The organism is Ligilactobacillus aviarius subsp. aviarius DSM 20655 (genome assembly GCF_001436315.1).
In the GTDB taxonomy this organism is placed as follows: domain Bacteria; phylum Bacillota; class Bacilli; order Lactobacillales; family Lactobacillaceae; genus Ligilactobacillus; species Ligilactobacillus aviarius.
The window spans coordinates 75885-99007 of the sequence record NZ_AYZA01000022.1 but is presented as its reverse complement, the minus strand read 5'-3'; the positions used below and the strand labels follow the sequence as shown (position 1 = coordinate 99007).

The 23123-nt window shown below is 38.9% G+C and carries 24 protein-coding genes and 1 tRNA gene; 7 read left to right on the top strand and 18 right to left on the bottom strand.

All coding sequences use genetic code 11. The features are described 5' to 3' along the window. Positions 1 to 46: 46 nt before the first annotated feature. From FC33_RS05920 to FC33_RS05915, 3 genes are all read right to left on the bottom strand, one after another. Positions 47 to 119: transfer RNA gene (locus FC33_RS05920), tRNA-Glu, on the bottom strand. Positions 120 to 163: 44 nt separating this feature from the next. Then, positions 164 to 355, bottom strand: a complete 192-nt coding sequence (locus FC33_RS08500) for a hypothetical protein (protein WP_143453719.1) — start codon at positions 353 to 355, stop codon at positions 164 to 166. 16 nt (positions 356 to 371) lie between these two features. Next, positions 372 to 974: an XTP/dITP diphosphatase gene (locus tag FC33_RS05915; RefSeq protein WP_057827686.1), complete on the bottom strand. Its 603-nt coding sequence runs from the start codon at positions 972 to 974 to the stop codon at positions 372 to 374. A gap of 119 nt (positions 975 to 1093) precedes the next feature. Here FC33_RS05915 and FC33_RS05910 point away from each other — a divergent pair, with 119 nt between their 5' ends. Both FC33_RS05910 and FC33_RS05905 read left to right on the top strand, forming a co-directional pair. Next, positions 1094 to 1627 (top strand): DUF2507 domain-containing protein, encoded by a 534-nt coding sequence (locus FC33_RS05910; protein ID WP_081037067.1) that lies wholly within the window; start codon positions 1094 to 1096, stop codon positions 1625 to 1627. A gap of 187 nt (positions 1628 to 1814) precedes the next feature. Beyond that, positions 1815 to 2546, top strand: coding sequence for an IclR family transcriptional regulator (locus tag FC33_RS05905; protein ID WP_057827685.1), 732 nt, complete (start codon positions 1815 to 1817; stop codon positions 2544 to 2546). Positions 2547 to 2835: 289 nt separating this feature from the next. Here the strand turns inward: FC33_RS05905 and FC33_RS05900 are convergent, their stop codons facing one another. The 5 genes from FC33_RS05900 to zapA form a co-directional block, all read right to left on the bottom strand. Next, complete coding sequence (locus FC33_RS05900; RefSeq protein ID WP_057827684.1) at positions 2836 to 3648, bottom strand: hypothetical protein; 813 nt, start codon at positions 3646 to 3648, stop codon at positions 2836 to 2838. A 226-nt stretch (positions 3649 to 3874) separates the two neighbouring features. Beyond that, positions 3875 to 4858 (bottom strand): ribonuclease Z, encoded by a 984-nt coding sequence (locus FC33_RS05895; protein WP_057827683.1) that lies wholly within the window; start codon positions 4856 to 4858, stop codon positions 3875 to 3877. A 108-nt stretch (positions 4859 to 4966) separates the two neighbouring features. Continuing rightward, the gene (locus FC33_RS05890) at positions 4967 to 7327 is read right to left on the bottom strand and encodes an endonuclease MutS2 (RefSeq protein WP_057827682.1); all 2361 of its coding nucleotides are present in this window, start codon (positions 7325 to 7327) and stop codon (positions 4967 to 4969) included. Positions 7328 to 7341: 14 nt separating this feature from the next. After that, entirely contained in the window at positions 7342 to 7851 is a 510-nt protein-coding gene (locus FC33_RS05885) for a CvpA family protein (RefSeq protein ID WP_057827681.1), read from the bottom strand. A gap of 8 nt (positions 7852 to 7859) precedes the next feature. Continuing rightward, the gene (gene zapA / locus FC33_RS05880; RefSeq protein ID WP_057827680.1) at positions 7860 to 8117 is read right to left on the bottom strand and encodes a cell division protein ZapA; all 258 of its coding nucleotides are present in this window, start codon (positions 8115 to 8117) and stop codon (positions 7860 to 7862) included. Positions 8118 to 8300: 183 nt separating this feature from the next. Here zapA and asnB point away from each other — a divergent pair, with 183 nt between their 5' ends. After that, the gene (gene asnB, locus FC33_RS05875; RefSeq protein ID WP_057827679.1) at positions 8301 to 10190 is read left to right on the top strand and encodes an asparagine synthase (glutamine-hydrolyzing); all 1890 of its coding nucleotides are present in this window, start codon (positions 8301 to 8303) and stop codon (positions 10188 to 10190) included. Positions 10191 to 10325: 135 nt separating this feature from the next. Here asnB and fba read toward each other — a convergent pair whose 3' ends face one another. Next, on the bottom strand, positions 10326 to 11192 hold the full coding sequence (gene fba / locus FC33_RS05870; protein WP_057827678.1) for a class II fructose-1,6-bisphosphate aldolase: 867 nt from the start codon (positions 11190 to 11192) through the stop codon (positions 10326 to 10328). A 271-nt stretch (positions 11193 to 11463) separates the two neighbouring features. Here fba and FC33_RS05865 point away from each other — a divergent pair, with 271 nt between their 5' ends. Next, complete coding sequence (locus FC33_RS05865) at positions 11464 to 12816, top strand: SNIPE associated domain-containing protein (protein ID WP_057827677.1); 1353 nt, start codon at positions 11464 to 11466, stop codon at positions 12814 to 12816. A gap of 61 nt (positions 12817 to 12877) precedes the next feature. Here the strand turns inward: FC33_RS05865 and FC33_RS05860 are convergent, their stop codons facing one another. Then, entirely contained in the window at positions 12878 to 13186 is a 309-nt protein-coding gene (locus tag FC33_RS05860; protein WP_057827676.1) for a hypothetical protein, read from the bottom strand. 280 nt (positions 13187 to 13466) lie between these two features. Here FC33_RS05860 and FC33_RS05855 point away from each other — a divergent pair, with 280 nt between their 5' ends. Continuing rightward, a complete protein-coding gene (locus FC33_RS05855; RefSeq protein WP_057827675.1) occupies positions 13467 to 13715 on the top strand; it encodes a hypothetical protein in 249 nt (82 codons plus the stop codon). Between the two features lie 57 nt (positions 13716 to 13772). Here FC33_RS05855 and FC33_RS05850 read toward each other — a convergent pair whose 3' ends face one another. Continuing rightward, on the bottom strand, positions 13773 to 14993 hold the full coding sequence (locus tag FC33_RS05850) for an MFS transporter (RefSeq protein ID WP_057827674.1): 1221 nt from the start codon (positions 14991 to 14993) through the stop codon (positions 13773 to 13775). 138 nt (positions 14994 to 15131) lie between these two features. Further along, positions 15132 to 16541 (bottom strand): MFS transporter, encoded by a 1410-nt coding sequence (locus FC33_RS05845; RefSeq protein WP_081037073.1) that lies wholly within the window; start codon positions 16539 to 16541, stop codon positions 15132 to 15134. Positions 16542 to 16781: 240 nt separating this feature from the next. Between FC33_RS05845 and clpP the strand changes: the two genes are divergently transcribed. After that, on the top strand, positions 16782 to 17375 hold the full coding sequence (clpP, locus tag FC33_RS05840) for an ATP-dependent Clp endopeptidase proteolytic subunit ClpP (RefSeq protein WP_057827673.1): 594 nt from the start codon (positions 16782 to 16784) through the stop codon (positions 17373 to 17375). Positions 17376 to 17427: 52 nt separating this feature from the next. On the opposite strand, the gene FC33_RS05835 is transcribed toward clpP, so the two are convergent. The 5 genes from FC33_RS05835 to FC33_RS05815 all read right to left on the bottom strand — a co-directional run bounded on the left by FC33_RS05835 (position 17428) and on the right by FC33_RS05815 (position 22266). Continuing rightward, the gene (locus tag FC33_RS05835; RefSeq protein ID WP_057827672.1) at positions 17428 to 18072 is read right to left on the bottom strand and encodes a hypothetical protein; all 645 of its coding nucleotides are present in this window, start codon (positions 18070 to 18072) and stop codon (positions 17428 to 17430) included. 75 nt (positions 18073 to 18147) lie between these two features. Then, positions 18148 to 19443, bottom strand: a complete 1296-nt coding sequence (locus FC33_RS05830; protein WP_057827671.1) for an extracellular solute-binding protein — start codon at positions 19441 to 19443, stop codon at positions 18148 to 18150. A gap of 133 nt (positions 19444 to 19576) precedes the next feature. After that, positions 19577 to 20542, bottom strand: a complete 966-nt coding sequence (manA, locus tag FC33_RS05825) for a mannose-6-phosphate isomerase, class I (protein ID WP_057827670.1) — start codon at positions 20540 to 20542, stop codon at positions 19577 to 19579. A gap of 70 nt (positions 20543 to 20612) precedes the next feature. Then, on the bottom strand, positions 20613 to 21602 hold the full coding sequence (locus FC33_RS05820) for a serine hydrolase domain-containing protein (protein WP_057827669.1): 990 nt from the start codon (positions 21600 to 21602) through the stop codon (positions 20613 to 20615). Then, positions 21583 to 22266: a histidine phosphatase family protein gene (locus tag FC33_RS05815; RefSeq protein WP_057827668.1), complete on the bottom strand. Its 684-nt coding sequence runs from the start codon at positions 22264 to 22266 to the stop codon at positions 21583 to 21585. The genes FC33_RS05820 and FC33_RS05815 overlap by 20 nt, the downstream gene beginning before the upstream one ends. Before the next feature lie 128 nt (positions 22267 to 22394). Between FC33_RS05815 and FC33_RS05810 the strand changes: the two genes are divergently transcribed. Beyond that, the gene (locus FC33_RS05810; RefSeq protein WP_057827667.1) at positions 22395 to 22727 is read left to right on the top strand and encodes a hypothetical protein; all 333 of its coding nucleotides are present in this window, start codon (positions 22395 to 22397) and stop codon (positions 22725 to 22727) included. Positions 22728 to 22771: 44 nt separating this feature from the next. Here the strand turns inward: FC33_RS05810 and FC33_RS05805 are convergent, their stop codons facing one another. Then, a complete protein-coding gene (locus FC33_RS05805; protein WP_057827666.1) occupies positions 22772 to 23038 on the bottom strand; it encodes a hypothetical protein in 267 nt (88 codons plus the stop codon). Positions 23039 to 23123: the final 85 nt, after the last annotated feature.

The window sequence follows — 23123 nt, the reverse complement described above, 5'->3', positions numbered from 1 at the left end:
TTGATATAAGAAAAATGCTCATAAACACGAGCATTCTCAGAGTATATCACCCGTACGGGGATCGAACCCGCAACTCCGCCTTGAGAGGGCGACGTCTTAACCAATTTGACCAACGGGCAAAGTTACTTTCTCTATTATACCCTGTCGTTAATAAAAATCAAGCTCACTTATCATAAAAATGCCGCAACGAAAAATAAATAAACATTGCAAATAATATCAGACACCAACCTAAACTCAAACACCCAATCACCAAGAATAACTTAATCTTAAAAAGTTCACTCATTACTAAAATAATAATGGTAAAAATACTCCACTTGATCATTCGCAGTTTGAGATTTTCAATTTCGTGTCGCATTCAATTCATTCCTTAATTAATCTTGCCACCAATTATCGAACTCAGCCATTAATTTCTTCACTGCTTTGCCCCGATGACTGACCCGATTCTTTTCGTCAACGGAAACTTCGGCAAATGACTTTTGCAAATCGTTTGAATAAAACAACGGATCATAGCCGAACCCATCACTGCCGGTTTCGTGATCAAGAATCCGACCAAATGCTTCACCACTGACTTCAAGCGGTGCCTTGTCAGGATGAACAACCACGATTGATGTGTGAAAATGAGCTGTCCATTTATCTGCCGGAACACCTTCTAATGCTTCAAGCAATTTTTTGCGGTTTGCAACATCATCATGGTCTCCCGCATACCGAGCTGAATGAATTCCCGGTGCCCCATCCAAGGCGTCAACACATAATCCTGAATCGTCAGCTAAAACCGTCGCATGCGTAACATTCATTAGGGCATTTGCCTTAATTAATGCATTTTCAGCAAAGCTACTCCCATTTTCATCAATTGCTGGAACTTGATCCGCATCAAGATCCAACAACGTTGTCACTTCAAAGCCCTTTGGTTCAAAGATTTTGCGATATTCACGTGCTTTTCCTGGATTTTTGGTTGCAATTAAAATCTTCGGCATTTTGATTCCCCATCTCTTAAATTTATCCTTATTCTATCATTGATTTTCCAAATTAGTAAGAATTTTTACCTTTAAAAAGGTATAATTAGACATAACGATAAGTTTAGAGGAGCTTAATTATGAAAAAAGACTTTTATAATCAAGTATTAGGTCATCAAACCGGAACCACACTCGGCAGTGAACTTTTGCGCGACGTTTTGATTCCATCACTTGTTGGTAATAACGACGATATCATGTATTGGGCCGGAAAACTTTTGGCGCGTAAATTATTGCTTGCAACCGATAATGATTTGCGTTTGTTCTTTGAATATGCCGGTTGGGGAACATTGACCCACACCAAGTCAAAGAAAGAAGAACACACCTTTGAATTAAGCGGTGAACCGGTCAAGGTCCGGTTTGGCGCAACGGAAAAGCCCGACTTCCAACTTGAAGCCGGCTTTATCGCTGAAACGTTCCAGTTACATAGCAACTTCACCACTGAAGCAAAGGTCGAAAAGACAGACGACAAAAAGGACGTTGTTACCATCAACGTCATCATTGATTCACATGCCCCCGTTCAACCAGAAAGCACGGATGTCGAGCCATTCTCAATGATTGAATTTGATAAAATTCAAAAAGAAGCCCAAAAGGTTGATTCTGATAAAGAAGATTAATGATAAAATTAATGCCATTCTTGAAAGAGAACGGCATTATTTTTTATACCGTTTAAAATTCCATCGTTTATTCAATAAACATTAAAGTAAAGAAAAATTTCTCAAATTTTGTTTCACATAATGAAATTTAATACAAAAATTTTGATATTTATTTGAAGTGTTATAACATCTCAATGAGGTGAATTACATGGATTATATTTCAAAAACACTCGCTAAAGGGCTTGACATATTACTATTTTTAGCTGATTCGGATGGACTTTCATTAGCCGAAGTTTCTAGTAAAACTGGAATAAGTAAAACCACTGCTTTTAGGTTACTGTATACCCTATGCGAATACGAAATAGTGTGTAAATCTGACAACAAATACTATATGAATTGTAATTTTAATCTACTTCAACCTGACAATAAAATTTTAGATTGGTCTGTAATTCCGTACATAAAACCTCTAGTAGAAAAATTTAATCTATCCGCATATATTGGTATTCCTACCGGTGAAAACATTACCTATTCACAAATAATTTCCCGAAAGGATCACCCTGAAGATTATAAAATTCTTGGCGAAAAACGTCCCTTGAATACCAATGCAATGGGGAAATGTGCGCTAGCTTATCTTGACATCGATGAATTACTTAAAATGCTTCGCAAAATCCACTTGAGAAAAAGTACGGTTAATTCAATAACCGATATGAACACATTCATAAGTAATCTTCAAATTATTCATGATCAAGGGTATGTCATCGATGATGAAGAAACTCAAATAGGCCACCGTTGTGTCGGTGTTCCAATAATTGTAAAGGGTAAATGTGTTGCTACTCTTGGAATGGCTGGTAACACAAATGAATTGAAACGTTCAATGATTAAAACGCTTGCCCATCAGATGAAAACAACAGCATTAACTATTAGTAATCGATTGTTCTAATTATATTTGGACTGTATAATTACAATTAAGATTTGCATTAACAATATCAAAAATTATTTTCAGCATGCTTAATATAAGAAAAGAGTAATTATAAGTAATATCCAATTTAAAAATTATTTAGATGAACAACTCAAGAATCTAGAATTAAAAGAAGAATTTGACAATGAAATATTAAAATTAAAAAGTGTAATTGCCGTATCCGAAATTTGAAAAAGTAAAGGTCCATCTTAACCTAATAACTTTCAGCCTAACTGTTAATTCACAGTTAGTTTTTTTTATTTTCAAAAATCTATCTCGTCAACAAAGTCATCACCGTTACAACTAAAAGTACAAGAACATCAAACTTTCCAATTTTTTCTTTGAGAATCCAACTTCCAAAAACAACACCGTAAAGTGATGTCATGTTTAAAAGAACCCATGCAATGCCAGATGTTTTGGAAGACGTTGCAATCGTAAATGATATTTGAGCCGCGATCGTAAGCACTGAACGTAATCCGTAAACTGCCACCACCGTTTTTCCAATTTTCATTGACTCTTTATTGATCAATTTGTTTTTTGGACGTGTGAATAATGAAATAAACGAAATCACAAGGCGCAAATAAATTGTGATGATCGTAAAACCCATTAATTCTGGGATTCCATGAATACGATCAACCAAAAGCGGAGAGAAAGCCGACTGAATCGTCAACAATGGCACAATCACTAAGATTCCCCTCACCCACGTTTTAAAATTAGTCTTTTTAGTACTAGGAGAAAAAGCAAGTAAGCCAACTAGTAAAGTTGAAATCACTGAAACAGAATATTGTTTAAAACTAAAATAAGAAGTTGTAAAGGCTAACGCAATCGGAATAAACAGATCCGAAATCTTTCCTGAAATTACCGCATCAATTAACGGTAAGTGACGGTATAAATAACTATAACCATATGCAACAAGTTGTACTAGCAATGCATAAATAATTATTCTGAACCATTGTTGTGGCAATAACAAAAAATCCAATGAAACTACATGCTGTAAAACAATAAGAACCAACGTTGCCAAAAACGTTGCTAAGATATTATTAATAAAGTTAACAACCAGTAAATTTCCTTTACGATAACCCATTTGATAGCGATCGATTACACTAATTACACCTCTAGAAGTTGACGATATTAGAGCCGCCAATATACAAACCATATTTTTTTAATCTCCTTTAAATTCTCCTTTTAATTTATATTAACAAAAATGATCATTATTCGAAATATAATTCGCATTTTATGTGCCAAAAAGTATTAATATTAAAAAATGCGATAGTCATCTCTAACTACCGCATTTTTTGCTTTAATCGAAATTAATCATTTTCTTTTGTATCAGCTTTTTCTTCAATCATTGTTGGTTCAGCAAAGTCTTGATCGTAATTTAATGTAAAGTGCATGTGATCCTTTCCGATAACCGTGTTCGGGAAGATATCCGTTGCGTTCTTCACATACTTTTCAGGATCACGCATTGCTTGTGAGAAGTGGGTCAAGACCATTTCCTTAACGTGGCCCTTCTTTGCTTGCGTTGCTGCTTCAGCAAATGTCATGTGCATCTTGTTCTTTGCCTTTTCGGTATCGTCATTTGAACCGAAGTTTGCACAGCTCAAAAGTAAATCTGAACCTTCAATGAATCCTGGGATTTCAGGGGTTGGCCGCGTATCAGTTACCCAGCTGACCCGCATGCCTTTCCGTGCTTCGCCAAGAACCATGTCTGGAGTGTAGGTCTTGCCTTCGTATTCAACTGGTTTTTGACCGCGTTGCAAATCCCCCCAGATGCGTTGTGGAACTTCGTTAGCCTTTGCCTTTTGCGGGTCAAATTTTGGTTCCCGTTTTAAGTCAACCCGGTATGCAAAGTTCGGCCGTGTATGCTTAACTGGCAAAGCTGAAATTGACAATTCACCGTGAATGTACTTGTTGTTGATTACAATTGGTTCACCTGGAGTTGGGTCTTCAATAATGTTAATGTCGTAATTTAACCACGGCATGATGACCCGGAAGCCTTTCATAACATCTTTGATTCCTTTTGGCCCAATGATCGTGATTGGTTCTGTCCGGCCAGTATTGCTGGTCGTTCCTAAAATTCCTTGTAACCCAATAACGTGATCCCCATGCAGGTGCGTAATGCAAATTACATCAAGAGATTTGAATCCGCTCCGAACAGCCCGCATTGAAACGCCAGTTCCTTCACCGGCATCCATCAAAATTTTCCGGCCTTTATATTCAATAATTGCTGATGATAAGTAACGATCTGGAAGCGGAATACTGCCACCCGTTCCAAGTAAAGTAACATCAATCATTCATCTTACCTCTTCCTATATTCATTTCCAATTATTAAGTTACGCTTTTTTAATGAAAAAGTACAAGATAAAGCATTGAAAAAAAGAAGGTGTGATCAAATCACACCTTCACTTAAAGTTCACAATCGTTGCGCCATCGCCACCCGCATTCGGCGATGCATAATTAAAGCTCTTGACGGATGGGTTCGTTGAAAGGTACTGTTTGATCGCTTGTTGTAAAGCTCCCGTTCCCTTTCCATGAATAATCGTTACTGATGGATAACCAGCAAGCAATGCTGAATCGATGTATCGGTCAACACTCATCAAAGCTTCTTCTTTTGTCTGTCCCCGAAGATCAAGACTCGTTGATAGTCCTGATGACGTACTGCGCTTAACACTTACATTGGCATGCGTTGCGGGTTGATCATCAACCTTAACCTTTTCAAGATCATCCGTATCAATTTTCATCTTCAAAATTCCAAGCTGAACTTCCCAATGATGGTCATCAACTTTCCGGAGCAAGACTCCCCGCTGACCGTATGATTTGACCAGCACGTCATCGTCAACATGAAATTCTTTTTGGCTTTTAGCCCGCCGCAAAACCTTGTTCTTTTTAAGGTTAATTGGCTGTTCCAACTTATTCAGCTTCGTTTTCGCATCGACCAATTCATTCTCCTTAACGGCACTTGCACTTTGCGTCCGCATTTTCCGTAAATCGGCAATGATCTGATCTGCCTTGCGTTGAGCATCGTTTACGATTTGGTTAGCCTGTTGTTTAGCATGATTCAACTGATTTTCTTTTTGGCTTTCAAATTTTTCAAAGCCCTTTTCCAAATCATGATGCAATTTTTCGGCTTCTTTCAAATGTTTCTTGAAAAAGACCTGCTTTTCTTCTGCATCATGCCGTTTTTTGACCAAATCAGCAATCATTTCATTTAAGTCTTGGCTGTCTTGCGCCACTAATTGCCGGGCAGACTGAACGATCATTTCCGGCAATCCAAGGCGTTGCGAAATGTCGAATGCGTTACTGCGTCCTGGAATTCCAATCAACAGATGATATGTCGGTTGTAAAGTTTCACTATCAAACTCCATTGACGCGTTAATTGTTTGCGGCCGTTCATAACCATAAGCCTTCAATTCGGGATAGTGGGTCGTTGCCACGACATAACTTCCTTCAGCCCCCACGGCATCCAAAATCGCAATCGCCAAAGCTGCTCCTTCCTGCGGATCAGTTCCGGCACCTAATTCATCGAATAAAACCAGTGATTGGGAAGTAATATGCTTCAAAATATCAACAATGTTGGTCATGTGTGATGAAAAGGTACTCAAACTTTGTTCAATCGACTGTTCATCACCAATGTCAGCAAACACTTCATCAAAAACACCGATCCGACTTTCTTCAGCTGCTGGGATAAATAGGCCAGATTGTCCCATCAATTGAATCAATCCTAAGGTCTTTAACGTGATGGTTTTCCCACCAGTGTTGGGTCCGGTGATGACGATTGCCTGATAATCTTTGCCAAGCGAAATGTCATTTTTAACCACCGTCTTCGGATCAAGGAGCGGGTGCCATGCTTGGCGCAAATAAATGTCATTTTCAGCTGAAATTTCCGGCAACGTTGCCTTAATTTCGTGAGCATACTGGGCCTTGGCATTAATAAAGTCCATCCGGCCTAAAATCCACGCATTTTCAGAAAGTTCATTCGTATACGGGGCGATCAGTTCGGACAATTCGCGCAAAATCCGTTGAATTTCTTCTTTTTCAGCTAATTGTTGCTGCTTCAACCGGTTATTCAAATCGACAATTGCTTGCGGTTCGATAAATAGGGTTTGCCCTGAAGCACTTTGATCGTGAACGACCCCGCCAAATTGACCGCGATTTTCAGCTTTGACCGGAATTACATAACGGTCGTTCCGAATCGTAACCAGCGAATCGCTTAAATATTTTGACTTGCTTCCGCGCGTCAGGCTTGAAAGTTTATCCCGAATCTCGGCTTCCGTATTTTCAATTTGCCGTCGTAAACTCTTTAATAAGCTCGACGCATCGTCCGTCACATGCCCGTCGCCTTCGATTGAATTTAATAACCGTTTGGCAACATCCGGTAAAGTTTCAAGCTGATCATTTAAATCATAAAGACGCTGTAAAACCACTTCATCATCAAGCAATTCGCGGAAAAAAGCCTTAACGGCGTTCGTTGCCCGTAAAACCTTTGCAATCATCGCAAGTTCCTTGCCGTTCAAGGTTGCACCAATTTCAAGGCGTTTCAACTGCATTCGAATATCAAGCAGTTTTGGCATTGGAATTCCGCCCTTCAACCGCAAAATATCTGCTCCGTCCTGGGTTTCGTCTAATAATTCATCAATTCGGTCATAATCGCTTTGCGGTTTCATCCGTTCAACAAGCTTCTTACCATTTTCAGTTACCGTGTATTCCGCGATTTGTTGCCGAATTTTGTCGTACTCTAATGTCTTTAAAATTTTGCTATTCATGCTGCTCCTCCCTTCTAGAATTGATTTTGATCATTATAATCATTCATTATCTGCTGTGAGATCACTGGTGTTTTCTTTAAAATCCATTCAGCAACCGGCGATTGTTGAACCGTGGCCCGCACGTTTTGACTTGGCCACGCTGCCATCAATAACAGCGCAAAGAAAATTACCACGTACATTAAAATCGTTGATAAGGCTGCCCCCGCCAAGGCGTTAACCTGCGAAATTAATGGTAACTTGGTAATTCCGTTGACTGTCCGTGCTAAAAAGCGATAAATAATACTGCCGACAATTGCAATGATCCAAAATGCAAGCACGTTATAAAACATTCCTGAAAAAATCGAATTTTTCCAGAGTGCCGGCATCATCGTTGCTAAAGCTGCGCCCATCGGTTTGGCTAAAAAGACTGCAAGTAAAAAAACAATGACATAGCCCGCAACACTTAAAAGGGTCATTAAAAGACCGCGTTTAAGTCCAAATCGAAAAGCTAAAATCAACAATAAAACGATAATTAACGTTAACATTTAATCACCTAGTTTGTTTGATCTTCAATCTTCCGTTGCAATTTATCTAATTCTTCCTGCTTTTCCAATTGATCTGAAACTGCGTTGATTGCTAAAAGTAATGCGGCCTTCTTTTCCGAAAGGGATGGCATCATTTTTTTGATCGTTGCCAATTCTTGGTTTGCAACTTCCATTACCGCATTCATGTGTTCAGGGGTACTCTTCCCAATAATCGTAAATTCTTCGCCGTCAATTTGAACCTTAAACCGGCGTTTTCCCTCTGCCATATCAATTCCGTCCTTTCAATCACTTAATATTGATATTTTAGCATATTTCGCCGTTAAAAGACGGCCGAAGTTCCTTAATAAATCGCCAAGATTTCGATTTAATGGTTGCAACAATTGAAATTTGCTTTATTATTTACAGTAATAGCGATATAATTCGTTCATATATAAGAAAGGAATTTGATTATGTGTGGAATTACAGGATTCATAAATGATTCAATGGGTGCTGATGAAAAACGCCCCATTTTAACTAAAATGATGGATGCAATCAAACACCGTGGTCCCGATAGCGGCGGTCAAGTCGTTGACGAAAATGTTGCCATCGGAATGCGGCGGTTAAGCATTATCGATGTCCACGAAGGTAAGCAACCGATTTTTAACGAAGACAAATCAAAGGTCATCACATTTAACGGTGAAATTTATAACTTCCAAGAACTCCGTGATGAACTTGTTGCTGCTGGACACGAATTTACAACGCATACTGACACGGAAGTTATCCTTCACGGGTATGAAGAATACGGAACAGACATTTTGAAAAAATTACGCGGAATGTTTGCATTCGTAATTTACGACTTCAAGACAAAGGAACTTTTTGGTGCGCGTGATCCATTCGGAATCAAGCCATTTTACTACACTCAAATGGGTGATACCTTCATGTATGGTTCTGAAATCAAGAGTTTCTTGCGTCACCCAGGCTTTAAGAAAGAACTTAATAAGCAAGCCTTGAAACCGTTCATGACATTCCAATACTCAGCATTGAATGAAACATTCTTCAAGGGTGTATATAAATTGAAGGAAGGTCATTACTTCATCTATCGTGATGGGACAATGGACATTCACCAATACTTCGATTACAAGGCTCAACCTTCAAACGAATCATTAGGTGAAATTACTGATGAAATCGACAATGCCGTTGTTGAATCAGTAAAGGCCCACTCAATCACTGATAAGGAAGTTAAAACCGGAGCTTTCCTTTCAAGTGGAGTTGACTCAAGTTACGTTGCTTCAGTTCTGAAGCCACATACAACATACTCAGTTGGTTTTGACCGCGGAAAGGTTAACGAAATCAACGATGCGGAAGATTTGGCAAAGGAATTAGGAACAAACATGAAGTCCGAAACGATTGATGCCAATGACGCATTCAGTCACTTTGCTCAAATTCAATACTTCCTTGATGAACCAGATTCAAACTTCTCATGCATTCCATTGTTCTTCTTGTCAAAACTTGCTGCCAAGGATGTTAAGGTGGTCATGAGTGGTGAAGGTGCTGACGAATTATTCGGTGGTTACCAAGCATACGGTTTCTGGACCAAGTCACGGATGATCCGGTTGATTGCTGAAGCATTAAAGAAGTTGCCACGCAAGGCCCGGAAGAAAATTGCTGATTCAATTCGGGATAAGAACTTCCACGGCAAGGCTCACTTGTACACATCAATCGCCCCTGCTGAAGATTTCTTCATCGGTGATTCACGGGTCTTTGAACCGGAAGAAGCAACCGAATTCTTGCAAGCCGATTATCAAGACGCACCAACGATTCAACAAATCATTGGCCCAACATACGAAAAGGTTGAAGACCAAACTGCTGAAATCCGGAAGATGCAATACCTTGACTTGCACCACTTCATGCCTGGCGATATCTTATTAAAGGCTGATAAGATGACAATGGCCGCTTCCCTTGAAGCCCGGGTTCCGATCCTTGATGTCGAAGTTGCCAAGGTTTCAGAAAAGGTTCCAACCAAGTACATGATCAACTCAAAGAACACGAAGTATGCATTCCGGCAAGCTGCTAAACGCCACTTACCAAAAGAATGGTACAACCGTGAAAAACTTGGTTTCCCAACTCCTATTCGGGACTGGTTACACGAAGAAAAGTACTACAAGATCGTGCGGAATGAATTCTCACAAGATTACGTTAAGGAATTCTTCAAGCAAGACAAATTGCTTAAGATGCTCGATGATTACTATGATGGTAAGAACGACAGCCGGAAGCAAATTTGGAATGTTTACACGTTCTTAACATGGTACAAGGTATACTTCATCAATGATGGTGAAAAACCAGCTGTTGAAGAAATTTAATTGAATAATTGAATTAAGGTCATGGGTTTATCCCGTGACCTTAATTTTTATGTTTAATTTATCCTCAAATCAAAGACAACAAAAAAGCCGCGACTTAAAATCGCAGCTTTTTTATTTATGTCAATTAATAATCGATTATTTAATTGATGGTGTCCCAAGCCAGCCGATGATTTCCTTAACTGTATCAACGACTGCTTGTGTACCAGGAGCAAGTAACTTACGAGGGTCGTAACCTTTACCTTCTTCATCCTTACCTGCTTCGATGTACTTACGAGTTGCAGCAGCAAAGGCAAGTTGGTTTTCTGTGTTGATGTTAACCTTTGAGATACCCATGCTAATTGCTTTTTCGATTTGTTCTTGAGGGATACCTGAACCACCGTGTAATACTAATGGTGTATCAACAGCGTCAGCAATTTCCTTCAAACGGTCGAAGTTAAGACCTTGCCAGTTTTCTGGGTACTTGCCGTGGATGTTACCAATTCCACATGCTAAGTAGTCAACGCCTGTTGCAGCCATTGTCTTAGCTTCTTCAACACTAGCTAATTCGCCGGCACCTGTGACACCGTCTTCTGTACCACCGATTGAACCAACTTCGGCTTCAACAGAAATGCCGCGTTCGTGAGCTAACTTAACAATTTCCTTTGTCTTTTCTAAGTTTTCTTCGAATGGTAAGTCGTGGCCATCAAACATAACTGATGAGTAGCCAGCCTTAATGCATTCCTTAGCAGCTTCATAGTTACCGTGATCTAAGTGCATGATAACTGGAACTGTGATGTTCATAACACGCATTTCGTTTTCTACTAAGTTCTTAACTAACTTATAGTCACCCATGTACTTAGCAGCACCCATTGAGCATTGAATTAAAACAGGTGTGTTTGTTTCTTGGGCAGCTTGAAGAATAGCACGTGTCCATTCCAAGTTATTTGTGTTGAACGCACCAACAGCGTAGTGACCCTTACGAGCATCGTTGTAGATTGCGTTACCATTTACGAATACTGACATAAAACAGCCTCCTAAAAATATACATGTAATTACTCTTCCGAGTACGCCATTATTTTACCACAATCCCTTTTCATTTACCATATTGCCATTAATGGGTGTTATGAACATATTAAGCTATTTTCTGAAAGCTTTTTCTCTCAATATCTTTTACTATATAGATTTTATTTCTATAACTACAATAAGATTTTAAATCTAAAAAATACATCAAAATATGATAAAATTAGATCATATTTTCACCTAATCCAAATTTTATAATTTCAAGGAGGAACTAATGTCTTTTAAAGATTTTTTCAAAATCAAGCAATTTAAAACAACTATCCAACAAAATGCTGAAACAATTCAAAGACTTGAAGAAGAAAATCAAAGTTTGAAAGAAACAGCTAATTTAAAACTTTCTGTTAAACAATTAAAACCAATCGATCTGGAAATTAAAATAAATAAAAAAGAAAAAGAACTATCTGATTTAGAGTCAGCAATCTTATCAAGAAAAAATGAAATTCAATCTCTTTCAAACGATGAACAAGAAATAAATAGTCAAATCAACGATTTAGAAAATCAATTAGTTTCAATTAAAGATGAAGTTAATATGGAGTCATTTGGGCTATATAAACCAAGATATAAATTTGCTAATTCTAGTGCCTATAAAGCAAAATTACTTACTGAACGTGCCAATCAAAAAGAAATGATAAGAGAAAACAAGACAGGAATTGTTACTACTCAAATGACTTTAAATAATAGCGTTGCAAAAGGAAAAGCAATGCAAAAGAAAAATATAAAAATTATGCTTCGTGCTTTCAATGGAGAATGTGAAGCTGCAATCAATAAAGTAACCAAATCAAATATAGAAACCATTGAAAAAAGAATTTTAAGGTCATATGAACAATTAAACAAATTAATGGAGTCTAACAGTGTTAGAATATCCGAAGACTACCTAGATAGTAAAATTAATGAAGCCCATATTGCACTAGAATATGCCCTAAAAAAGGAAGAAGAAAAAGAACAACTTCGTGAAGAAAGAGAACGCGAACGTGAGGAAAAAGCGCTTCAACGTGAATTAGCTAGTGAGCGCAAAAAATATGAGAAAGATGAGCAACACTTTGCTCAGGCCGAAAAAGAAGTGCAAGAAAAAATAGACAATTCAAAAGATGAAAATGAAATTCTTTCCTTAAAGGAACAGCTTTCTAAATTACAAAACAAACTTTCTGAAATACAGGAAAAAAAGGAAAAATTAAACAATCGAGCAGAAAATCCAACGGCCGGCTATGTTTATATAATTTCCAACATTGGTTCATTTGGAAAAAATGTATTCAAAATTGGCGTTACACGCCGTCTAAATCCTCTTGATCGTATTAATGAACTTGGAAGTGCATCAGTTCCATTTAAATTTGACGTTCATGCATTAATATTTAGCGATAATGCATATAAACTTGAATCTGAATTACATAATAAATTTAATGATAAACGCATTAACCAAGTAAATCATCGTAAAGAATATTTCAATATAACCATCGATGATATAAAAAATGCACTAAAGAACTATCAAAATCTAACCTTCGATTTTAATGAATTGCCTGCTGCTGAAGAGTTCTATGAAAGCCAAAAAATACTAAATTCTAAAAATTAATATTATTAAAATAAAAGCGCTAATCTCGAGTAGGTTCTACCAAGATTAACGCTTTTATAATTTAAGCAACATGATTTTCATGCAAGATATTTTCAACGACCTCTTCCATTTCTGGCGTCCGCTTCCACTCTTCAAAATGGTCAAAGTTTTCTTCCGGCATTTCAAAATTTTCGTTGATGTAGTTTTCGTATGCAATCACATTTTTGGAACGCGGAATGTTTAATTGAACAATTCGCACTTCTTTAATAAAACCGCGAATTGCAGCCAGTTCAGCCCGGCCATTTTGAACAATGTTTGAAATTTCAAAATACCGCGAACCATCATTGCGCGTAATTTCTTCAATCAACGTTAACGTTTCGTGACTCTTCATGGCAATCCCTCCATTTAAATTCCTAATTCCAGTGTACAAAAAAATTAATCAATAAAAAAGAGGCTATGACAACTGTCACAACCTCGGCATAAGAGAGAAAGAGAATTGATTAGAAGGTAAATTATTAAATACCTTACACTGATAATATATATCACTATGTAAGCGTTGTCAATAATATAGTCAAAAATTTTTGATTTTAAAATTCGGTTGCGATTTTGAATTTAATATTCTCTTTCAAACCCTTTCATATTATAATGAAACTCGTGAGGGAGGGATCATATTGATTAACCATAAACAATTCAAACTCAGCGTCATTCTTGGGGTCATCATTTTTGGAATTCAACTTTTGATTGGGTTAAATCCGCATACTGGAATTTACCATCGAATCCACCCCGTTTTCGCGCTTTTTAAAACTGAATTATGGTACATTCCGATCCTGTACATTATTTTAAAACTCTTCGTAATTTGTGCGATTATTTACCTGATTTTTCGGGTTATTAATTACTTTTTAAATTATTTTCGAGGTTAAAAATAAGACTGCGTCGCAACTAAGACGCAGCCTTTTTATTATATTCAGATTTTCCGATTATACTTTCTTCTTTCCCATTTCTTTTAATCCAGGAATCAGCAGCATTACAACAAAACTTAAAAGATACATCACCGATAAGAAGCCCATTACGACATTCATTGAATACTTGCTCATCAAAAAGCCGATTACAATCGTTGAAAAACTTCCGACCGCTTTTCCGACATTCATGATCAGGTTATTCGCAGTTGCTGAAATGTCAGCTGGGTACAGGTATGTCATAATAGCACCATAACCACCGTACATTCCGTTTGCGAAGAAACCGACAATCGCTCCTAAAATAACCAACTCGATCATGTTGCGGGCTTGAATCAACGCATAAATCACAAATGCAGCTCCAATTAAGAAGCAGCCAAATGACTTCCGCGGACCAAAGTAATCTAAGATATTTCCGAAAACAAGCATCCCGATGCACATTCCGATAATCGTTGCCACCATCCATAATGATGATCCGCGAACAGTAATCCCGAGTTGCTTTTGTACGATGGTTGGAAGCCAGTTCATCAGGCCGTAGTAACCACCTGTTTGCACGATCAGCATGAAAATCAAACCAATCGTTCGCCCGGCAAGTTGAGGAGTTTCAAACAACCGTGAGAATGAAACTTTCGGCTTGTCTGCTTTCTTTTGGTTATTCAAGAACGTCGGACTTTCCTTTAAATTCCGCCGAATAAAGAATGCTAAGATCACTGGGAAGACCCCGACTAAGAATAAGACGTGCCAACCAAAGTGCGGTAAGATCAATGCCGATAAAATCGCAGCAATGATGCCCCCAAGTTGGCCGCCGATACTTGCAATCGCCGTTACCCGACCATACCGCTTAGCTGAGAAATACTCGCCGATCATTGCCATTCCAGCACCGTATTCCCCACCTTCACCAAAACCGACGAGGAACCGCAAAATGCAAACCATCGTAAAGCTATTTGCAAAGTACATTAACGCTGTTGCGCCGGCAAAAATAAAGATCGTATATGAGAAAATCTTTACCCGGCCGTACTTATCGCTCAGGATTCCAAAAATCAATCCCCCAAGCAACATTCCAAGGTTGGTAATCGTGTTGATCATCCCGGCTTGAGTCGTCGTAATTCCCAAACTGGCAATTACGGAAGTCAAAGCGAAAGACATGAAGTTAAAGTCCATGTTTTCAAAAGAAAAACCAGTCGCAGTAGACGCAATTACACGCTTTTGATCCTTACTGAGACTGGTTGGTTTTGAGTTATCCATAAATATCTTCCTCCAAAATTAATGCTCACAGGCATCGTTTATTTTGACTTAAGTCATACTAGGAGAATATTTTACGCTAATTATTAAAAAAATCAAATTACAAAGAAGGAAATAGCAGTTGCCATTTCCTTCTTTGTATTAAGCTTCCCGTTCTTCTTTTTTCTCCGCTTGTTCTTCTTGCTTGCGTTCGATTTTTTCTTCTTCAGATTCTTTTTCCATGATGCGGTTGTATTTCTTCTTTAAGATCAAGAGAAGAATACATGCAATGATATAGAAGGCCGCTGCAATATAGTATGCAATCGCATAGCCTGATGGATCTTTCAGTAAGAACAATGATGTAAATAATCCAACCCCAATTCCGACAACCGCATTGACGATCGTTGTTAGTGAACTAAATGCGGGCCGTAAGTTTTTCGGGACAAGCGCCATTTGCAATGACTGTTGGACCGGCATTGAAGCGTTGGCCAAGCCTGAACGGAGGAACAAAACAATTCCGATTGCAATTGCCACGTTGCTGCCGAAGATGTTCCCCTTCGCCATCAGCAGCATCAATGGCGTACATGAAAGCGTCATGACTGAAATTGAAACTATTGAACCAAGTTTCTTTTCCAACCACGGTGCAAATGTATAACCAATCAACATCGCAAAGGTTTGCAAAGTAATAATCGTTGAAACGGTTCCCCGTTGGATGTGTAAGAAGTTGTTCAGGTAAATTGGGAAGTATGGTGTTACCAAGTATGCCCCTACCCGAATCAAAGCAAGGAACGTAACGAATAAGACAATGTCCTTTTGAGCCAACATCTTAAAGTTAACGGCCTTCTTAGCTTTCCGTTCAGCAAGTTCAGCTTCCGTTTCTGTGTAGTCGCTTGGCCGTTCCTTCAAGAACAATGAGCAAATAAATGCCAAGACAGTAAAGCCAATCGCAATGTAGATCACTGACTTGTATGATGTGATGTAGTTATGTAATGTGCTGCCAGTCATGTGGGCTTGGTTTCCTGATAAAACCGAAGCCTTGTCATAACCGATTCCCATAATCTTACTGAAGACCCAAACAACAACCTTTCCGCCAAAGAACGTTACAACCGCTTGGGTAACCAGGTTAGTGATCATTACGGCTGACATCATGAATGTCCGAATTTTCCGCGGAACGTAAACCGAATACATTAATGGGTACATGAAATCGTAAATTCCGACCCCAGCGGTTAATAATGCATATGAAATCGCAATAATTTGTGTATTTTCAGTAAAAATCATTGCTAGCATCGTTGCAATCGTTAAAATTGGTGCAACGACCAAAACTTTCTTGTATCCGGTCTTGTGAATGTAAATCAGCATAATTGCCATTAAAACTGATCCAATCGCAGTATAAATATTCAGTCCAGTAACAACTTTCGGCGCAGCAAGGTCAAGGTATGAAACCAATGTATTATTGGTGATCCCTGTAACCGCACCTAATAAACCATAAATTACAATGTACACAAAACAGTTCCGTTTATACCGGCTTTCCCAATGAAGCGCCGGGTCATTTAACGCGGGCATTCCTGACATTTCGCCATCTCCTTTAATTAACGTTAAATTAAGTATACCATTCTTTTTAATCATTTTATAATCTTTTTGACATATTTTTATCATATTCGATTCATTATTTTTTTAAAATCTTTTAATTGCGGGCTTTATCTCCATTTAATTTATTATTTGACCTTTTTTGACCAAAGGGTTAGAATGTAATCAATCAGTTTTGTGTGCTAAACTCAAACTAGTTACTTTATTTTAAGGAGGCAAATTCTCATGAATTTAGTTCCAACAGTTATTGAACAATCTGGTCAAGGCGAACGGGCTTATGACATTTACTCCCGTTTGTTAAAGGACCGGATCATTATGGTATCAGGTGAAATCAACGACGACATGGCAAATGCCATTATCGCCCAATTACTTTTCCTTGATGCCCAAGATTCAGAAAAAGATATTTACATGTACATTAACTCACCCGGTGGTTCTGTTTCAGCTGGGCTTGCAATTTACGACACCATGAACTTCGTTAACGCTGATGTTCAAACAATCGTAATGGGCATGGCTGCATCAATGGCATCAATCCTTGCAACCGCTGGAGCAAAAGGCAAACGGTTTGCATTGCCAAACTCAGAAATTATGATTCACCAACCACTTGGCGGTGCTCAAGGTCAATCAACTGAAATTCAAATTGCAGCTGAACACATTCTTAAGACCCGCAAGTTGATCAACCAAATTCTTGCTGATCACACTGGTCAATCAATCAAGAAGATCAACGCCGACACTGATCGGGATAACTTCATGACTGCTCAAGAAGCCGTTGATTATGGTTTAATCGATGGAATCATGGAAAACAAGAAGAAAATGAAATAGGCGATTGCCTAACAAAAAGGCATCTTTTCGGAAATTGTCCGAAAAGATGCTTTTATTTTTTCCTAATTTTCACATTCCATAAATATTTACAATACGCAATCATGCTTTCAACGATGATACACAAAAAATAAATTGTAAAAAGAATTACCAAGAAAACCGTGAACACATCGCTTAGTCCTAAATTGGGAAACGGGTAATCCGAATCACTATAAATCAGCCAAATGAAAAAGCAATCAAACAGCAGCATGACGATAAACATAAAAACGTAATCCTTGTTAGAATCTACAACTTCTTTTAGTCCGACTGGATCTTCGAATTCATTCGGATCCACATGGCGGTTAAGCAAATACCATCCAATTGCAAGCACTCCCGCAAGGATTCCCAGCCACCAATGAAACTTCCATTCAAATGAGTTTAGCCATTGCATCAGCGCCGTTTCTTTGGTGTTAATTGAATAACAGTATGGGGTAACCCACGAAATTAATTCATCCCAGCAAACCAAAAGCAGAACAATTCCTAAAACAATCATGTTATAAATCAACATTTTTCTAGAAGTTTTTGCTGACGCGTGAAATTTTACAAAGCGATGTTCTTGCGTATCATAGTAAATCGAAATTGAATGTTTTTTCTTCTCGCCCTGAACACTCATACGTCCGTATTTCAAATATCGGGTAAATTTTGAATCTTTGGATTTCATGTATTTCTCCCCCTCTTTTTCTTAATTTTAACACTAAAAAAACTTCCTTCCGGTTATTCCAGAAGGAAGTTTTTGTTATTGATTCCATGCACTCTTTAACTTTTGAGCATTTTGTTTAATCAATTGATTTCGATTATTATTTGGATGAGTCAAAATATCTTGCATAATTTGATTCAATTGAACGAATGCCGTATTTGAATTCTTAACGACTGGCATCGTAAACATGTTTTCAGTTGAATTTGACAAGATTTGCGGAACCTTTGTCCCTGCAAGGTTCTTGTAACTGTCACTCTTCAAAACCTGGTTATTGACCGGCATGTAACCCGTCGTCTTTGCCCAGTATAACTGTTGTTTTGGTTCGGTTAAGAACTTCATGTATTCAAACGCCGCTGTCCGTTGAGCCTTGCTGGCATTCTTGAACATGTAAATGTCCGTCCCTTGTTGCAAGTTGTTCTTGCTTGGACGGGCAGCAACCGCATAGTTGGCATGCGTTGGCTTAATGTATTGTTCTGATGATGATGAGCCGACAAACATTGCAACTTTCCCGTTCGTAAATGGAAGATACATGTACTTTTGAGCGCCGGCAATTTGGAAGTAACCATCCTTAACCCCATCAGCATAGTAGTTGATGACTTTCTTTGAATCTTTTGAATCAAAGTTCAATTTCGATGTGAATGAATCGCCGTAGCCCTTCATTCCAATGACGTAATAGTTATTCAACGCATCAAAGCCCGCCCCAACAACTTTATGATTTGACTTTTCATAGATTTCCTTTGAAGCTTGCTTTAATTGAGCCATCGTCTTGGGAACCTTAACCCCGTACTTCTTCAAAAGATCTGGGTTGTAGAATAAGACTTCCGTCGACTTGTTAAACGGAACCCCATATTGTTTTCCCTTAATAGTTGCCCCTTCAAGGAATGGTTTGGCAATGTTTGACCGTTGGATTGAACCAAAACCAATCTTCGAATTATCAAAATATGGCTTTAAGTCAACTAATTGGCCGTTAGTTACAGCCGTGTACAACCATTGCGGATAAGCTTGTGTGATCGTTGGCAAGTTTGAAGGATTTTGCATGGTTGAATTTAATTTGCCTTGCAAATCAGAATAATCGCCTTGATTTTCAAGCTTGACTTCGATATTCGGATGAGCTTTTTCAAAGTCAGCCGTCATCTGCTTCAATGCAGTCGAAGCACTTCCGCTCATTGCATTCCAAAACGTGATCGTTGTCTTCTTTCCCGTTTTGGTAGAAACATCATCTGCATGGACCGCGAAAGGCCCCTGTTTTGGTCGGTTAGAACCAAGTGCAAAAACAGTTAACATCGCAACTGCTAACCCAAGAATGGTTCCCAGCCGCCAATTTCTCTTTTTCATAACTTATGTATTAATCTCCTTATATAAAGAATACATAGTTAAGTATACAACTTATTTCATTTAAAAGGGAATTTTCAAAAAAGACTTTAACAAAAAAAGTAAGACCATCACAGCCTTACTCTAATTATATTAACTATGCTTTTTCACCCGGTTCTGATGCAATAATCTGCATCTTCCCGCGAACTGTCCATTCTTTAACGTCATACGGTAAAATAAAGTGCATGCCCTTCTTCAAATCATATACTTTGCCGTCAACTTCGATCTGGCCTTCACCGTCAAGAACCGAAACCAAGGTATACGGGGCTGTTCCCCGATTAAACGTTCCTTGACCGCCGTTAACCTTCCATTCATAAACTGCAAAAAATTCAGTTGAAACGAATTGAGTCACCGCTACATCACCAACTTGATAGTGCTTTTGATTCAATTTTGGATCCTTGTGCGGAATCATTGCGCAATCAATTGATTGTTGAATGTGCAAATCACGTTTTTTGCCGGTTGAAGCATCCACTCGGTCAAAATCATACATCCGGTATGTAGTGTCGGAGCTTTGTTGGGTTTCAAGCACCATAATGCCCTTGCCGACCGCGTGAACGGTCCCGCTTGGAACGTACAAGAAATCACCGGCATGAACCGGAATTTTCCGCAATAACTTATCCCATTCGCCTTTTTGAATCATTTCCGCAAATTCTTCACGGCTTTGAGCATTATGCCCATAGTACATCATTGCGCCTTCGTCAGCTTCGATCACGTACCAGCATTCCGTCTTGCCCAATTCATGTTCGTGTTCTTCAGCATACGCATCATCTGGGTGAACCTGCACTGATAAATCAATTTTAGCATCTAAAATTTTTGTCAGTAACGGGAAAACATCCCCTTGAGCATTCCCGAAAACTTCCCGGTGGTCTTTCCAGACTTGGTTAAGGGTCATTCCCTTATATTTACCGTTTTCGACCGTTGCGGGCCCATGCGGATGAGCAGAGATCGCCCAGCATTCCCCGGTATGGTCACTTGGAATTTGATAGCCAAATTCTGTTGCTAACTTATCGCCGCCCCACATTTTTTCCTGAAAATATGGTTTCAAAAACATTGGTTCTGCCATTCATAATTCCTTCTTCACTGATCAGATTTACCTTAATTCTATCAAGAAGAGCGTTAAATGTAAACGCTATCTATTCAATAAAATCCGCAACTAATTGATCCCGGAAGTCAAGAAATGCCTGGTTATCCGCGGTTGGATGAACCCGGTTCGTCAAGACGATCAGTCCTTCTTGCCGCGCCTTGCTTAGTAAAATGTACGTCCCGGTATATCCCGTATGATAGATCCACGGCGTTTGATCCGGCGAAATACGGAGATCCCATCCAAGCGATCTCCCTAAATGATGCGTTGTCCAATCTTTGAAAAGGGAATCAATCGTTGAACGTTGTAAAAGATCATTATCTGTAATTCCTAAGATCCACTGCGCAAACTTGATCAAGTCATTAAGCGGCATAAAAAGGCCGGCGGAACCACAATGCTCCTTCAAAATAAAGGCCTTGGGATCATGGACTTCGCCTTGGATCAACCCCCGATCAGCCGTCATTTCCGTGGGAACACAATTTTCCTTGACCGGATCAAAGGTACTTTCAGTTAATCCAAGCGGAATCAAAACTTCATTTTGGATTACCGTTTGAACCGGTGCTTGGTAAAATTTCTCAATTGTTTGTCCAAGCATGATCAAGCCGACATCAGTATACACGACTTTTTGATCAAACCAATCGCCCACCGAAAGCGAATCAAGGGCGGCAAGTAACTTGTCCGGCGGTAATTGGTTGCGGTGCGGAATGTATCCTGAAATTGCGGATGTATGCGTTAATAAATGCCGTATCGTTACCCGCTGATCGTTAAAAAGCGGAATATGATCTGCAACCCGATCATCAAGAGCAAGCATTTCCTGCTCGATCATTTTCAAAATCATCGTTGTTGTTCCAACAACTTTAGTTAATGAGGCCATATCGTACAACATTCCCCACCGCAGCGGTTGAACTTGCGGGACCAGGGCTGCTTTGCCATAGACCATCGTTTCCACTTGCCCATCGTGCAAATGAGCGTAGGACACTCCGGGAGCGATCTGTTCATCAACCATCTGCATCATTCGCGCCTTAACTGCGTCTGCCTTCATCTGGATCCTCCTGTCTCAACTGATTTACATATCTGATTTTGAATTCGCCGTTTTGATAATCAACTAAACTTGCCCGCGAATTATCAACCAAAAATAACGGCACTTCACCGTAAAGACTTTCAATGAAATTTGATAAAATCAACCCATGAGTAACAATCAAAATATTGCATTCGCGGTCTTGGTATTCATCGCCAATCATGCGCAACGCTCTACGAAATCGGGTATTTAACTGCGCTGCATTTTCAATCTCTTCCGTTCCGTCCATCGTCCGAAACAGCCGAATCAATTCGCTAACATGCTCCTCGTTCAAGAAAGCCCGAATGATTTTCTTCAACCCAAGGGTCCGCAACGCTTGCGGAATCAATTTCATGTTCTTGGCTTCTTCAAACTGACCGAAACTCATTTCACGCAAATCCGGATCACGATAAATTGGAGGAATCTTGCGTTGATTTTCCTCTAAAATATATTTAGCGGTTGCCTGGGTCCGTTTCAAATCACTGGTGTAAACTACCCGAAATTCCAGCTTGCGCAATTCGTATCCCAAACGTTTAGCCATCCGGATCCCCTTTGCCGTTAAAGGAGAGTCGGTAATACCCTGTAACCGTGCAGCGCGATTTAATTTTGTTTGTCCATGACGGACCAGATAAAAATGAACCGTTGCCATCTAAACTCTCCTCTCACATGATCTACTGTTAATTATACCGATTAAAAACGTTTTTATGAATAAACTTAATTACCTTTTTTGAATTTTCCTGTTAAAATGGAAATATATCATTGAGAGAAGGTTTCACGTTGATTGAGTTTGAATTTGAACCAATTTACGATGTGCTTAAAAAAATTGAAACACATCCCGAATTAATAATCGCAATCAAATCGCCGTATAAAAACGTTGTTCAGGTCTTTATTCCGGATACAACTTCTGTTGAGCACGCCGATTTTTACTTCCCATCAAATAAATTGATGGTCAACCGTCTCCCGAATGAATTTATTAAATCCCATCCCAATTTATTTGCTGATTATTGGGAGGCAACCGGTAAGCCGCGTCCAAATTTTGATGAAGTTTGGGCAACAACTGCTCACTTGTTAAAGGAGAAGGCTTACCTAGTTGAATTGTCATTTGAATAGTAAGAAATAAAAGCGCAACTGCGATCATCTCGCAGCTGCGCTTTTTAATCATCCAAATCTTCTTCAATATTTAATCCATATAAATTGTTAACCGGCAATTCTTTTTCAACTTGATGAATAACAACGAGTGCCACTGCGCCTTTACTTGATACGTAACCGGCAAAATTCGTAACTTCTTCAACCTGATAAACTAAACCGTCAGTATTATAAAGATACTGTCCAACGGCCGGAAGAGCTTCAAACTCAACCTTGTTCATTCGATAGTAATCATCATGGGCGTGATCATGCATCACAATCAGAACCTTATGCATCTTTCAATCCCCTTTTCATCTTTTGAACTTATTATACCGAATCATGGGATTTTTTAAAGAAAAATTTTATTTTAAAATCACTTTA

What these genes read in the sequence shown, in the direction of transcription:
- FC33_RS08500 (WP_143453719.1), bottom strand. Translation starts at nt 355, where the DNA reads ATGCGACACGAAATTGAAAATCTCAAACTGCGAATGATCAAGTGGAGT.
- FC33_RS05915 (WP_057827686.1), bottom strand. Translation starts at nt 974, where the DNA reads ATGCCGAAGATTTTAATTGCAACCAAAAATCCAGGAAAAGCACGTGAA.
- FC33_RS05910 (WP_081037067.1), top strand. Translation starts at nt 1,094, where the DNA reads ATGAAAAAAGACTTTTATAATCAAGTATTAGGTCATCAAACCGGAACC.
- FC33_RS05905 (WP_057827685.1), top strand. Translation starts at nt 1,815, where the DNA reads ATGGATTATATTTCAAAAACACTCGCTAAAGGGCTTGACATATTACTA.
- FC33_RS05900 (WP_057827684.1), bottom strand. Translation starts at nt 3,648, where the DNA reads ATGGGTTATCGTAAAGGAAATTTACTGGTTGTTAACTTTATTAATAAT.
- FC33_RS05895 (WP_057827683.1), bottom strand. Translation starts at nt 4,858, where the DNA reads ATGATTGATGTTACTTTACTTGGAACGGGTGGCAGTATTCCGCTTCCA.
- FC33_RS05890 (WP_057827682.1), bottom strand. Translation starts at nt 7,327, where the DNA reads ATGAATAGCAAAATTTTAAAGACATTAGAGTACGACAAAATTCGGCAA.
- FC33_RS05885 (WP_057827681.1), bottom strand. Translation starts at nt 7,851, where the DNA reads ATGTTAACGTTAATTATCGTTTTATTGTTGATTTTAGCTTTTCGATTT.
- zapA (WP_057827680.1), bottom strand. Translation starts at nt 8,117, where the DNA reads ATGGCAGAGGGAAAACGCCGGTTTAAGGTTCAAATTGACGGCGAAGAA.
- asnB (WP_057827679.1), top strand. Translation starts at nt 8,301, where the DNA reads ATGTGTGGAATTACAGGATTCATAAATGATTCAATGGGTGCTGATGAA.
- fba (WP_057827678.1), bottom strand. Translation starts at nt 11,192, where the DNA reads ATGTCAGTATTCGTAAATGGTAACGCAATCTACAACGATGCTCGTAAG.
- FC33_RS05865 (WP_057827677.1), top strand. Translation starts at nt 11,464, where the DNA reads ATGTCTTTTAAAGATTTTTTCAAAATCAAGCAATTTAAAACAACTATC.
- FC33_RS05860 (WP_057827676.1), bottom strand. Translation starts at nt 13,186, where the DNA reads ATGAAGAGTCACGAAACGTTAACGTTGATTGAAGAAATTACGCGCAAT.
- FC33_RS05850 (WP_057827674.1), bottom strand. Translation starts at nt 14,993, where the DNA reads ATGGATAACTCAAAACCAACCAGTCTCAGTAAGGATCAAAAGCGTGTA.
- FC33_RS05845 (WP_081037073.1), bottom strand. Translation starts at nt 16,541, where the DNA reads ATGTCAGGAATGCCCGCGTTAAATGACCCGGCGCTTCATTGGGAAAGC.
- clpP (WP_057827673.1), top strand. Translation starts at nt 16,782, where the DNA reads ATGAATTTAGTTCCAACAGTTATTGAACAATCTGGTCAAGGCGAACGG.
- FC33_RS05835 (WP_057827672.1), bottom strand. Translation starts at nt 18,072, where the DNA reads ATGAAATCCAAAGATTCAAAATTTACCCGATATTTGAAATACGGACGT.
- FC33_RS05830 (WP_057827671.1), bottom strand. Translation starts at nt 19,443, where the DNA reads ATGAAAAAGAGAAATTGGCGGCTGGGAACCATTCTTGGGTTAGCAGTT.
- manA (WP_057827670.1), bottom strand. Translation starts at nt 20,542, where the DNA reads ATGGCAGAACCAATGTTTTTGAAACCATATTTTCAGGAAAAAATGTGG.
- FC33_RS05820 (WP_057827669.1), bottom strand. Translation starts at nt 21,602, where the DNA reads ATGAAGGCAGACGCAGTTAAGGCGCGAATGATGCAGATGGTTGATGAA.
- FC33_RS05815 (WP_057827668.1), bottom strand. Translation starts at nt 22,266, where the DNA reads ATGGCAACGGTTCATTTTTATCTGGTCCGTCATGGACAAACAAAATTA.
- FC33_RS05805 (WP_057827666.1), bottom strand. Translation starts at nt 23,038, where the DNA reads ATGCATAAGGTTCTGATTGTGATGCATGATCACGCCCATGATGATTAC.